The following is a 12,856-nucleotide window of genomic DNA, read 5'->3' as shown; positions in this document are numbered from 1 at the left end:
ATTCGGTCTGAGAAGTGGTGTCTTTAATAAAATTCTGATAATTCGCCACAGAGTAATTTTGCGGATAGCATCACCGCCATGATTCCGATAGCACTTCCCAGCGCCAGTTTTTTCATCTTGCTTACCGCCGGCTTCTTCGCAGGACTCTTGCTGCTGGGATGGGGGCTGGTTCTGGCGATCAGCCGCGGCGCGCGGCGCACGGTTCGCAAATACTGGAAGACGTCGGCGTTGCTGTGCGTGGCACTGTTGGTGCCATTCGGCTTTTATGCGTGGTTCCAGGCCATGGTGTGGCAGATCGAGCGGGAGATCGAACGCGGCGAAGCGGCACGCAATGTGACGTTGCAGCAGGCCACGACAGTGAGCGGTGTCACGATGCCTGCCGGTACGCGGTTGAAACTGCAGGACGAAGGAAAACTCGACACCTACGTCGAGGCCAGCTTTCCGCAGGCGGTGTCCATGCTGGGTGTGAACGCGACGTTCGTGCGGCGTTATCTCGATGCCGAATACGAGAAGGACACGTATGTGCTGCTGGGCAGGCATCCGCGATCGGTCATTCTGCGCGGCGCCGGTGCGCAGGACGTGCAGGGCTGGCGTTGCGATGCCACGCAGGACATCGAGTTCGACGTGATGCCCGATGGCGCCTTGAAGGCGTTTGAACAATGTGTGCTGGCGGACGGCAACCGGGCCGCAGACCTGGAGATCGCGCCGGGGGCCGTGCTACGGGGGTCTGACGGCACCGTCTATACCGATGGTTCGCGCGACCCGGACCGTTGGCGGGTGAGCGTGAATGGCACGACTGCCGTGCAGGTGTTCGGGCTTTACCTGAGCCGGCCGAGCCTTTATCTGGATGCGTCGCGCGAAGTGCTGCGGGTCACGGATGCGGAGCTCGCCTGCAGCACCCCGTTCGGCGGGCTGACCTACCCCGCCGGCACGCAATTCAAGACTGCGCGGCGCAAGGCCGCGGGCGAGCGCGAACCGTATCCCGGTGTGCTGGTTTTTTCGCCGTGGAACGGGCAGGCTGCCAAGCGCGCCGGCCATGAGGATGTGCCGGAGGGCAAGTCCGTCTTGCAGACGCTGCAAGGCGAGGTCGTGGACATCGTGGACAACGAAGCGGCGGGCGTGATCCGCTTCGACACCTTCATCATCGACGGCAAGGAGCCGGCGCGCCCGGCCCGGGCGCGCTGCCCCTGAGCGGGCGCGTCAGCCGCCGGATGCGTCAATAGCCGATGCCGCGCGCCATCAGCACCGCGAAGAGCGGCAGGAAGATGAACAGGTGCGAGGCGATCATCACCCAGCGCCGGGCGCGCTTGATCTCGGGCAGGGCGGGGACGAACGCCGGCTGCTGGCGACGTTGCTTTGCCCAGCGCAGGAAGATGAGCGTGGCCGGGATGGAACAGAGCGCGATGACGACGAAGAGCGAGATCTTGGCGTGGAACCAGGGATTGCCCATGTAGAACGCCGCGCCTTTGGCGCCCAGCGTCAGCCGCAGCACACCGGTGATGAGCACCAGGATCGCGGACAGGCCATAGAGGCGGTCGTAGATGATAAGACGCTTCACGCCGGCGGCCGTCAGGTCGGGGCGCAGCAATACGGCTTCGGCGGTCATGACCACCACCATTACGAAGATCGCCAGATAGTGGAACCAGGCATACATTGCATCGGCCAGCATGTCGTCTCCAGGGTAAAGGACAAGCTAGGTTTTACCATCCCGAAATAAAACGGGCGCCCCGTTCAGGGGCGCCCGCGTGTCTGCAGCGAGACGGTGCGATCAGCGGCGGCGCTTCTTGGCTTCTTCAGCGGCTTCCTGCTGCGCGTCGACCACGGCCAGCGCCGTCATGTTGACGATGCGGCGCACGGTGGCGCTGGTGGTCAGGATGTGCACGGGACGCGCGGCGCCCAGCAGGATCGGACCCATCGCGACGCCATTGCTGCCGGTCATCTTCAGCATGTTGTACGTGATGTTGCCCGTGTCCAGATTGGGCATGACCAGCAGGTTGGCGCGGCCCTTCAGCGTGCTGTCCGGGTAGGCCAGGACGCGGATCTTTTCGGACAGGGCGGCATCAGCGTGCATTTCGCCGTCGACTTCGAGATCGGGCGCGCGGTCTTGCACGATCTGGCGCGCAGCGGCCATCTTGCGCGACGACTCCGTGACGCGGCTGCCGAAGTTCGAGTGCGACAGCAGGGCAATCTTGGGCACGACGCCGAAACGCAGCATCTCATCGGCGGCCTGGATGGTGATGCTGGCGACTTCGTCGGCCGACGGGTTCTCGTTGACGTGCGTGTCGGTGACGAACAGCGTCTGGTCGGGCAGCATCAGCACGTTCAGGGCGGCGTACGTCTGGCCTTCCTTTTTGCCGATGATTTCGTCGATGTACTTGAGCTGGTTGTCGTACTTGCTGGCCACGCCGCACAGCAGCGCATCGGCGTCGCCACGGCGCAGCAGCATCGCGCCGATCAGCGTGTTGTGCTTGCGGATCATCGCCTTGGCGATGGCCGGCGTCACGCCTTCACGGCCCTTCAGCTGGTAGTACGCGTTCCACGTCTCGTTGAAGCGGCTGTCGTCTTCAGGGTCGACGATCTCGAAGTGCTCGCCGGCGACCAGGCGCAGGCCGGCCTTCTGGATGCGCATCTCGATGACGGCGGGACGGCCGATCAGGATCGGGAACGCCAGCTTTTCGTCCGCCACCGTCTGCACGGCGCGCAGGACGCGTTCGTCTTCGCCGTCGGCGTAGATGACGCGCTTGGGCGCCTTCTTGGCCTGGGCGAACAGCGGGCGCATCAGTTGGCCCGAGTGGTACACGAAGCCCATCAGCTTCTGGCGGTAGGCTTCGATGTCTTCGATGGGACGAGCGGCGACGCCGGAGTCGGCGGCAGCTTGTGCCACGGCCGGGGCGATCTGCACGATGAGGCGCGGATCGAACGGCTTCGGAATGATGTACTCGGGGCCGAACGACAGTTCCTGGCCGGCGTAGGCGCGGGCGACTTCATCGTTCTGCTCGGCCTGCGCCAGATCGGCGATGGCCTTGACGCACGCCAGCTTCATTTCTTCGGTGATGCGCGAGGCGCCGGCATCCATGGCGCCGCGGAAGATGAAGGGGAAGCACAGGACGTTGTTGACCTGGTTCGGGTAGTCCGAACGGCCGGTCGCGATGATGCAGTCGGGGCGCGCGGCCTTGGCGACTTCGGGGCGGATTTCGGGTTCCGGGTTGGCCAGGGCCAGGATCAGCGGACGGTCGGCCATGGTCTTGACCATGTCGGCGGTGAGCACGCCGGCGGTGGAGCAACCCAGGAACACGTCGGCGCCATTGACCACGTCAGCGAGCGTGCGCGCGTCGGTCTTTTGCGCGTAGCGCTTCTTGTTGGCTTCCATGTTTTCGTCGCGGCCATCCCAGATGACGCCGCGCGAGTCCACCACGAAGATGTTTTCGCGCTTGATGCCCAGGTGAACCAGCAGGTCCAGGCAGGCGATGGCGGCGGCGCCGGCGCCCGAGCACGCCAACTTGACCGAGCCGATGTCCTTGTTGACGACCTTCAGGCCGTTCAGGATGGCGGCCGACGAGATGATGGCGGTGCCGTGCTGGTCGTCATGGAAGACGGGGATCTTCATGCGCTCGCGCAGCTTCTTCTCGATGTAGAAGCATTCGGGCGCCTTGATGTCTTCAAGGTTGACGCCGCCCAGCGTGGGTTCCAGCGCCGCGATGATGTCGACCAGCTTGTCCGGATCGTTCTCGGCCAGTTCGATGTCGAACACGTCGATCCCGGCGAATTTCTTGAACAGGCAACCCTTGCCTTCCATCACGGGCTTGGCGGCCAGCGGGCCGATGTTGCCCAGGCCCAGCACGGCGGTGCCGTTGGTGATCACGCCCACGAGATTGCCGCGCGAGGTGTACTTGGAGGCGGCGTCGTCGCCCTGGTCGAAAATGGCCATGCAAGCCGCAGCCACGCCGGGGGAGTAGGCCAGGGACAGGTCGTCCTGGTTGGCCAGGGTCTTGGTCGGGGTGACCGAGATTTTGCCGGGAGTGGGATAGGCGTGGTAGTCCAACGCCAGTTTGGTGAGAGTTTCGTCCATGGGATCGGGGCCTGAAAGGGCTAACGGAAAAAAAACAGGGATGACAAAAGGCGGGCTCGCGGCCCGCCGTATTCTTTGCGAAATGCTTGGGGAACACCCGTATTTCACCAGAAAGCGCGGGTGCTTGGTTGCTGCACTGCAGCGAGTGTTCGCTTTGGTTAGCTTTTAATCAAGCAAACACCAGCGGTGCATCGGTCCGATGGTCGAGGTTCGATGGACGAGAGTCAGACCTCCCAGGGCGGCGCCTGGCGGCTGCCGGCATTCAGGGATTCGCGCAGTGCGCGCGTGTCGTTCTGCCTGCCCAGGCTGTCCAGGGCGTACAGCACGATCCAGTCCGCGCTGACCTCGAAGAAATCGCGCAACCGGGCCCGGGTGTCGCTGCGGCCGAACCCGTCGGTGCCGAGCGTGCGGTAGGGCGCGGGCACGTACGCGCGGATCTGTTCGGGTACGGCGCGCACGTAATCGCTCGCGCCGATTACGGGCGCGTCGCTGCCGCCCAGGCAGGTGCGCACCCAGTCCTGATCGTCGGGCGCGTCCAGGCCCAGCACGCGCGCGCGCTCAGCCTGGCGGCCGCTGCGGGCCAGCTCGGAATAGCTGGTGACGCTCCAGACCTCGGCGCCCACGCCGAATTCGTCCTGCAGGCGCGTGGCGGCCATCTCGGCCTCGCGCAACATGGGGCCGGCGGCCAGAAGGCGGACCTGCGCCTTGCCGCGCGCGGCCCGCAGCCGGTACAGGCCGCGCAGGATGCCTTCGCGCGTGGCCGGGTCCTGGGGCATGCCGGGCTGCGCCAGGTTTTCGTTGGTGACGGTCAGGTAGAAGAATTCGTCGCGCTGTTCGTCCAGCATGCGGCGCATGCCGTGTTCGACGATGACGGCGACCTCGTAGGCGTAGGCCGGGTCGTAGGCGCGGCAGTTGGGCACCGTGGCGGCCATGATGTGGCTGGAGCCGTCCTGGTGTTGCAGTCCCTCGCCGCCCAGCGTCGTGCGACCCGACGTGGCGCCGATCAGAAAGCCCCGGGCGCGCTGGTCGGCGGCGGCCCAGATCAGGTCCCCGATGCGCTGGAATCCGAACATCGAGTAATAGATATAGAAGGGCAGCATCGGCAGGCCGTTGACCGAATAGCTGGTGCCGGCCGCGGTCCATGACGAGATCGCGCCGGCCTCGGTGATGCCTTCTTCGAGGATCTGGCCGTCGCGGGCCTCGCGGTAGTACAGCACCGAGCCGATGTCCTCGGGTTCATACAGCTGGCCCTGCGCGGAATAGATGCCGATCTGCCGGAACAGGTTGGCCATGCCGAAGGTGCGGGCCTCGTCCGCGACGATGGGCACGATGCGCGGACCCACGGTCGGGTCCTTGAGCAGCGCGGTGAGCATGCGCACGATGGCCATCGTGGAGGACATTTCCTTGCCGTCGGCGGCCAGGGCGAAGCGCGCCCATTGGTCCGCGTCGGGGGGCGCGAGCCGCGGGGCTTCGGCATTGCGGCGCGGGATGTAGCCGCCCAGCGCGGCGCGGCGCGCCTGCAGGTGGCGCAGCTCGGCGCTGTCGTCGGCGGGCCGGTAGAACTTGAGCGCCAGGCAGTCGGCGTCGGAAATCGGCAGCGCGAAGCGGTCGCGGAAGGCGAGCAGCGCCTCGTCGTCCAGCTTCTTCTGCTGGTGGGTGGTCATCTTGCCCTGGCCGGCCGTCCCCATGCCGAACCCCTTCTTGGTCTGCGCGAGGATGACGGTGGGCTGGCCGCGGTGGCGCGCGGCGCGGTGGTAAGCCGCGTGGATCTTCACCATGTCGTGGCCGCCCCGGCTCAGGCGGTCGATGGCTTCGTCCGACCAGTCGGCCACCAGTGCAGCCAGTTCGGGATTCTGGTTGAAGAAATGGGCGCGGTTGAAGGCGCCGTCGTTGGCCGCGAAGGTCTGGAACTGGCCGTCCACGGTGTTGGCGAAGGCGCGGGCCAGCGCGCCGCCCGTGTCCCGGCGCAGCAGGGCGTCCCAGTCGCTGCCCCAGACCAGCTTGATGACGTTCCAGCCGGCACCCGCATACAGGGTTTCCAGCTCGTCGATGATGCGGCCGTTGCCGCGCACGGGACCGTCCAGGCGTTGCAGGTTGCAGTTGACGACGAAGATCAGGTTGTCGAGCTTTTCGCGCGCGGCCAGCGTGAGCGCGGCGATGGATTCGGGCTCGTCCATTTCGCCGTCGCCAAAAATGCCCCACACCTTGCGGTCGGCGCCGGGCACGAGCGAGCGGTGCTCCAGGTAGCGCATGAAGCGCGCCTGGTAGATCGCGTTGATGGGGCCGATACCCATCGAACCCGTGGGGAACTGCCAGAAGTCGGGCATCAGCCACGGGTGGGGGTAGGACGACAGGCCTCGCAGGCCGCGCGTGGTGGCCGTGATTTCCTGGCGGAAGTGCGCCAGGTCGTCCTCGCCCAGAAAGCCCTCCAGGAAGGCGCGCGCGTACACGCCGGGCGCAGAGTGCGGCTGCATGTAGACGATGTCGCCGGGACTGCCGTCTGCACGCGCCCGAAAGAAGTGGTTGAAGCCGACCTCGAACAGGTCGGCGGCAGATGCATAGCTGGCAATGTGGCCGCCGAGTTCGCCATGCGCCTGGTTGGCGCGCACCACCATCGCCAGCGCGTTCCAGCGGTTGATGCGGGCAATGCGTTCTTCGACGGCCAGATTGCCGGGAAACGGCGGTTCCTGGTCGGCGGGAATGGTGTTCAGGTACGCGGTGCGGGTCTGGCTGTTGGCGCGCAGGCCGAGCGAGGCGGCATGGCCCAGCACGCTGTCCAGCACATAGCCGGCACGATCGGCCCCGTCCGCCTCCAGCAGGGACTGCAGCGCTTCGCGCCATTCGGCGGTTTCTGCGGGGTCGGCGTCGTCTTGGCGGGCCGATGCGGAAAGAGGCTGGCGAGGGTCGAGCATGGTAAGTCGTCTCCTGTTTTTATCCTCATCCTAGACCCATGCGCCAGGCATGAGGCATCGAAATTCCCGGGCAAATCCGGCGCTTTCAGCATAATCTTTCGCCAGGGTCCCGCGCCACGGCAGGTTCTACCGCCGCATCGTGCTTACGGCTGGTGACCACGGGGTGGACGGCCAGGCGCTAGAATTCGCGGCTATCAATAGGGAGAAACCCATGACTGAGCCCATCCGCGTTCCGCCGGAGGTCACGCTGCCGGAGCTGACGTTCCGCGGCGTCCTGCTCGGCGCGCTGATCACCGTCATCTTCACCGCCTCGAATGTGTTCCTGGGGCTGAAGGTGGGCCTGACGTTTTCGTCCGCCATCCCGGCGGCGGTCATCTCGATGTCCGTCCTTCGCATGTTCAAGGACGCCAACATCCTTGAAAACAACATGGTGCAGACGCAGGCTTCGGCGGCCGGCACGCTGTCGGCCATCATCTTCATCCTGCCGGCGCTGGTCATGATGGGCCACTGGCAGGGTTTTCCGTTCTGGCAGACGCTGGGCATCTGCGCGGCCGGCGGCATGCTGGGCGTGATGTTCACGATTCCGTTGCGTCACGTGATGGTGGTGCAGAGCAACCTGCCGTATCCCGAGGGCGTGGCGGCGGCCGAGATTCTGCGCGTCGGCAGCGCCGAGCGCGCGCAGGACGAGCCGCAGGACGCCGCGGGCGCCTCGGCCAAACCCGCCGCCACCGGCATGGGCGACATCGTCGCCGGCGGCATCGCGGCGGCCGTGGTCAGCTTTGCGGCCAACGGCCTGCGGGTCCTGGGCGACAGCGTGAGCGGCTGGTTTGCATTGGGCGGCGCGGTGTTCCGCCTGCCGATGGGCTTTTCGCTGGCGCTGCTGGGCGCGGGCTATCTGATCGGCATCGTTGCCGGGCTGGCGATGCTGACGGGCCTGGTGATTGCGTGGGGCATCGCGGTGCCCATCCTGACCGCCATGGGCGACATGCCCGCCGGCGCGACGCTGGCTTCGTACGCCACAGGCTTGTGGTCCTCGCAGGTGCGCTTCATTGGCGCGGGCGTGATCGCCGTGGGCGCGATCTGGACGCTGGCGACGCTGTTCGTGCCGATGGCGCGCGGCGTGAAGGCATCGTTTTCGGCATTGACCAATGAGGGCGCCGCACGCGCCGGGGCGGCGCCGCGCACCGAGCGTGACCTGTCGGCCGGCTGGATCTCGGCGGTGACGCTGGTGCTGGTGGCGATCCTGGTCTTCACGTTCCAGGTCTTCCTGTCCGGCACACCGTTGTCCTCGGGCGCCATCTGGAAGCTGGTGGCCTACGCGGTGCTGTTTGCCTTCGTGTTCGGTTTTCTGGTGGCGGCCGCCTGCGGCTACATGGCGGGCCTGGTGGGTTCGTCGACCAGCCCGATCTCCGGCGTGGGCATCGTCGCCATCGTGCTGGTGTCGGTGCTGATGCTGGGCGTGGGCGGCGATCTGATGGCGCTGGAAAATGGCGTGCAGATGGCGATCGCGCTGGCGATCTTCAGCACGTCGGCCGTGGTGGCGGTGGCGTCCATTTCCAACGACAACCTGCAGGACCTGAAGACCGGCTGGCTGGTGGGCGCAACGCCGTGGCGCCAGCAGGTTGCGCTGCTGATCGGCTGCGTGGTGGGCGCGGCGGTGATCTCGCCGGTACTGGAGCTGCTGTACAACGCGTACGGTTTCGCGGACGCGATGCCGCGCGAGGGCATGGACCCGTCGCAGGCGCTGTCGGCGCCGCAGGCCACGCTGATGCTCGCGATCACGCGCGGCATCTTCACCCACCAGCTCAACTGGACCATGATCCTGATCGGCATGGCCGTCGGCGTGGCCCTGATCGTGGTGGATGAAATTCTGAAGCGCACGTGCAAGGTTGCGCGTATCCCCGTGCTGGCGGTGGGCATCGGCATCTACCTGCCGCCGACGGTGGCCGCGCCGATCGTGGCGGGCGCGCTGCTGGCGTGGCTGCTGGAAGGCGCGCTGCGCCGTCGCGCTAGCGCCGCCGGCCAGCCCTATGAGAGCTACGCCGAAGCGGCCAACCGCCGCGGTGTGCTGCTCGCTTCCGGGCTGATCGTGGGTGAGAGCCTGGTGGGCGTGCTGATGGCCGCGATCATCGGGGCCGCAGGGTCCGAGGCGCCGCTGGCGATCGTTGGCGAAGAATTCGCCAGCATGGCGTCCTATCTGGGGCTGGCCGTGTTCGCGCTGGTGGCGGTGCTGTTCTGGCGCCGGGTGATGCGGCTGGCGTAGAACAGGCTGTCAGACACCGATGCCCGGTTGCAGCAGATCCGCCAGCGTACGCGCGATGACCTTCGTCGCGCGGCGCAGGTCTTCCAGAACGACACGTTCGTCGCTCCGCTTGGCGTGCGATTCCAGCACCGTGCGCGGACCTGCGCCGTAGATCACGCCGGGGATGCCGGCCTCGGCGTATAAGCGCACGTCCGTGTACAGCGGCGTGCCCATCGCCGGGATGGGTTCGCCGAACACGGCCTCGCCGTGTTGCTGGATGGCCTGCACCAGCGGCTGCGCGCCTGGCAGCGGGCGCATCGAATTGGCCAGCAACAGCCGCTTGATGTCCACGCGGATGCCGGGACATGACGCTGCGGTTTCCTCGATGATGCGCCGGATGCCGGCCTCGACCTCGGCGGCGTTTTCTTCGGGAATCATGCGGCGGTCCAGCTTGAAGCTGACCTTGCCCGGCACCACGTTCGTGTTGGTGCCGCCTTCGATCCGTCCCACGTTCAGGTACGGATGCGAAATGCCCGGCACCTGCGACGTGATCTTGCGGTACTGCGCGTTCTGCGCATACAAGGCATTGAGCAGCGCGACGGCGCCCTGCAGGGCGTCGACGCCGCTGCTGGGAATGGCGGCGTGGGCCATCTTGCCGTGCACCGTTACCTCCATCTGCAGGCAGCCATTGTGCGCGGTGACGACTTCATAGCTGAAGCCCGCCGCGATCAAGAGGTCGGGGCGCGTAAGCCCCTGCGCGAGCAGCCAGCCGGGACCGAGCAGGCCGCCGAATTCCTCGTCATACGTGAAGTGCAATTCCACCGCGCCGCGGGTCGGCTTGGCGACGGCTTCCAGCGCCCGCACGGCGAACGTGAAGCTGGCGAAGTCGCTCTTGCTGACCGCGGCGGCGCGGCCGTACAGGCTGCCGTTGTCGATCTCAGCGCCATAAGGATCGTGCGTCCAGCCGTCTCCGGGCGGCACCACGTCGCCGTGGGCGTTGAGCGCGATGCGCGGGCCCTCATCGCCGTATTCGCGCCGCACGATGAGGTTGGTGATGGACTGCATGCCGTAGTCCTGCACGGCCTGCGCAGGCACGGGATGCGCTTCGGCCTCAAGGCCAAAGCCCTGCAGCAGTTCCGCGGTGCGCACCGCGTGCGGCGCGTTGTTGCCGGGCGGCGTGTCGGTGGGCACGCGCACCAGTTCCTGCAGGAAGCGGACTTCTTCGTCGAAATGGGCGTCAACCCAGGCGTCGAGTCGGGCGTAATCGGTCATGGCGTTATGTCGAGGTTTCGTTGGCCAGCGCATCGAGCAGGCCCAGCATGGCCTGCGCGGCAAGTTCGATATCGTCGCTGGTGGTGGATTCGTTGGGGTTGTGGCTGATGCCGTTGTTCTGGCCGCGCACGAACAGCATGGCTTGCGGCATGACCTCGTGCAGTTTCATGGCGTCGTGGCCCGCGCCGCTGGGCATGCGGTGCACGGGTACGCCCAGCGCGCCGACCGCGCGTTCCCAGCGCTGCTGCCACCGCGGATCGCTGGGCGCGGCGGCGGCGCGCATGGTTTCCTCCAGCGCATAACGCAGGCCGCGCCGCTGGCAGATGGCGGCCAGTTCGGCCAGCACGTCCTCCGCCAGCGCGTCGCGCTGCGTATCGCTGGGCGCGCGCAGGTCCAGGCTGAATCGGCATTCGCCCGGCACGACGTTGATCGACCCGCCAGGCACCTCGAACATGCCCACGGTGCCGACCGAGTCGCCATCGCGGGCGGCGCGCCGTTCGACAAACAGCGCCAGTTCGGCGGCGGCCACGGCGGCGTCGCGCCGGCGGTCCATGGGCGTCGTGCCCGCGTGGCTGGCCAGGCCCAGGATCTGCACTTGATAGCGCACGCAGCCGTTGATCGACGTGACGACGCCCAGCGGCAGCCCCAGTTCGTACAGCACGGGCCCTTGTTCGATGTGGACCTCGACAAAGCCCAGGTAGCGGGCCGGATCGCGCCGCAGGCCGGCAATGCCGTCGATGTCCAGGCCCGCGTGCAGCATGGCGTCGCGCATGGTGATGCCGTCGGCGTCCTTCTGGTCCAGCCATTCAGGCTTGAAATCGCCGATCAGGGCGCCCGATCCCAGGAACGTCGCGCGATAGCGCTGGCCTTCTTCTTCGGCGAAGGCGATCACCTCGACGTCGAAGGGCAGCCGGCGGTTCTGGCGGTGAAGCGCGCGCACGCAGGCCATGGGCACGAAGATGCCGAGCCGGCCGTCGTACTTGCCGGCGTTGCGTACCGTGTCGAAATGGCTGCCCGACATGAGGACCCGTGCGCCGGGCTGCGCGGCACGGTAACGCCCGACCACGTTGCCGACGGCATCGATGCCGACCTCGTCAAAGCCGCAGTCCTTCATCCATTGCGAGATGCGCGCGGCGCAGGCGCGGTGCGCGTCGGTCAGATAGGTGACTGTGAGTTGGCCTTTCTCGGCGTAGCCCGGATCGCTGTAGACGCTGAGCGCCTCGTGCCAGTCCCAGATGTCCTTGCCCATTCCGGGTTCGCCGAGGCGCTCGCGCGGGCTCGGCTCGGCCTTCGGATCGTTCAGATTGTTGGTCATGGTCGTCCTGTTCAACGGTCGGGGGTGTAGGGGTGCGTGGCTTTCCAGTGACGCGCAATGTCCAGCCGGCGGCAGATCCAGACGCGGTCGTGGCGCGCGATGTGATCCAGAAAGCGCTGTAGGGCGACGATGCGTCCGGGGCGGCCCAGCAGGCGGCAGTGCATGCCGATGCTGAGCATCTTTGGCGCCTCGGTGCCTTCGGCATAGAGCGCGTCGAAGCTGTCCTTCAGGTACTGGAAGAAGGGATCGGCGTGCGAATAGCCTTGCGGCAGCGCAAAGCGCATGTCGTTGCAGTCCAGCGTGTAGGGGACGATGAGCTGCGGCGCGGTCGAGCCATCGGTCTTGCGGACCTGCATCCAGAAGGGCAGGTCGTCGCCGTAGTAATCGCTGTCGTATTCGAATCCGCCGTCGTCGGCGACCAGCCTGCGCGTGCGCGGGCTGTCGCGTCCGGTGTACCAGCCCAGCGGGCGCGTGCCGGTCAGCGTGGTGATGGCGTCGATGGCCAGCCGCATGTGCTCGCGTTCGGTGGCCTCGTCCACGTCCTGGTAATGGACCCAGCGCCAGCCGTGGCAGGCGATCTCATGGCCCAGTTCCACGAAGGCAGCCGTCAGTTCGGGGTGGCGTTGCAGGGCCATGCCCACGCCGAACACCGTCAGCGGCAGTTGCCGCTTTTCGAATTCGCGCAGGATGCGCCACACGCCCGCTCGTGACCCGTATTCGTAGATGCTTTCCATGCTGAGATGCCGGTCCGGATAGCTGGCGGGGTTGAACATCTCGGACAGGAACTGCTCGGAGCCGGCGTCGCCATGCAGCACGCTGTTCTCGCCGCCTTCTTCGTAGTTCAGCACGAACTGCACGGCGATCCGCGCGTTGCCCGGCCACTGCGCGTGCGGCGTATTGCGTCCGTAGCCGACGAGGTCGCGGGGGTAGGGCAGCGTGGTGTCGTAGAGGGGCATCGGCGGGACGGCGGTGGTTGCATGGAGGAGCTGATCGGTCCTCCAGGGCGAGGGTTCGATCATGTATACAAAGTATGTACATCAAATACC

Annotated in this window: 7 protein-coding genes and 1 pseudogene; 2 read left to right on the top strand and 6 right to left on the bottom strand. The window is 66.6% G+C overall.

The window, feature by feature from the left end; all coding sequences use genetic code 11:
• Nucleotides 1-78: 78 nt before the first annotated feature.
• On the top strand, nucleotides 79-1,191 hold the full coding sequence (locus MHZ91_RS25200; protein WP_239216242.1) for a hypothetical protein: 1,113 nt from the start codon (nucleotides 79-81) through the stop codon (nucleotides 1,189-1,191).
• 25 nt (nucleotides 1,192-1,216) lie between these two features.
• Here MHZ91_RS25200 and MHZ91_RS25195 read toward each other — a convergent pair whose 3' ends face one another.
• From MHZ91_RS25195 to mdeB, 3 genes are all read right to left on the bottom strand, one after another.
• Entirely contained in the window at nucleotides 1,217-1,669 is a 453-nt protein-coding gene (locus MHZ91_RS25195; RefSeq protein WP_175122889.1) for a DUF2214 family protein, read from the bottom strand.
• Between the two features lie 99 nt (nucleotides 1,670-1,768).
• Entirely contained in the window at nucleotides 1,769-4,069 is a 2,301-nt protein-coding gene (locus MHZ91_RS25190) for an NADP-dependent malic enzyme (protein ID WP_239216240.1), read from the bottom strand.
• Nucleotides 4,070-4,293: 224 nt separating this feature from the next.
• On the bottom strand, nucleotides 4,294-6,981 hold the full coding sequence (gene mdeB / locus MHZ91_RS25185) for an alpha-ketoglutarate dehydrogenase (RefSeq protein WP_239216238.1): 2,688 nt from the start codon (nucleotides 6,979-6,981) through the stop codon (nucleotides 4,294-4,296).
• Nucleotides 6,982-7,192: 211 nt separating this feature from the next.
• Between mdeB and MHZ91_RS25180 the strand changes: the two genes are divergently transcribed.
• A complete protein-coding gene (locus MHZ91_RS25180; RefSeq protein ID WP_239216237.1) occupies nucleotides 7,193-9,244 on the top strand; it encodes an OPT family oligopeptide transporter in 2,052 nt (683 codons plus the stop codon).
• Between the two features lie 9 nt (nucleotides 9,245-9,253).
• On the opposite strand, the gene MHZ91_RS25175 is transcribed toward MHZ91_RS25180, so the two are convergent.
• The 3 genes and pseudogenes from MHZ91_RS25175 to puuE all read right to left on the bottom strand — a co-directional run bounded on the left by MHZ91_RS25175 (nucleotide 9,254) and on the right by puuE (nucleotide 12,766).
• Nucleotides 9,254-10,495, bottom strand: coding sequence for a M20/M25/M40 family metallo-hydrolase (locus MHZ91_RS25175; RefSeq protein ID WP_175184279.1), 1,242 nt, complete (start codon nucleotides 10,493-10,495; stop codon nucleotides 9,254-9,256).
• Between the two features lie 4 nt (nucleotides 10,496-10,499).
• Nucleotides 10,500-11,753: pseudogene (locus MHZ91_RS25170) on the bottom strand (hydantoinase/carbamoylase family amidase); the annotation flags it as partial.
• A 68-nt stretch (nucleotides 11,754-11,821) separates the two neighbouring features.
• Complete coding sequence (gene puuE, locus MHZ91_RS25165; RefSeq protein ID WP_175137375.1) at nucleotides 11,822-12,766, bottom strand: allantoinase PuuE; 945 nt, start codon at nucleotides 12,764-12,766, stop codon at nucleotides 11,822-11,824.
• Between the last annotated feature and the right edge of the window lie 90 nt (nucleotides 12,767-12,856).

This window comes from Achromobacter sp. ACRQX, assembly GCF_022346505.1.
GTDB lineage: Bacteria > Pseudomonadota > Gammaproteobacteria > Burkholderiales > Burkholderiaceae_B > Achromobacter > Achromobacter animicus.
This window is presented reverse-complemented; position numbering and strand designations above follow the sequence as displayed.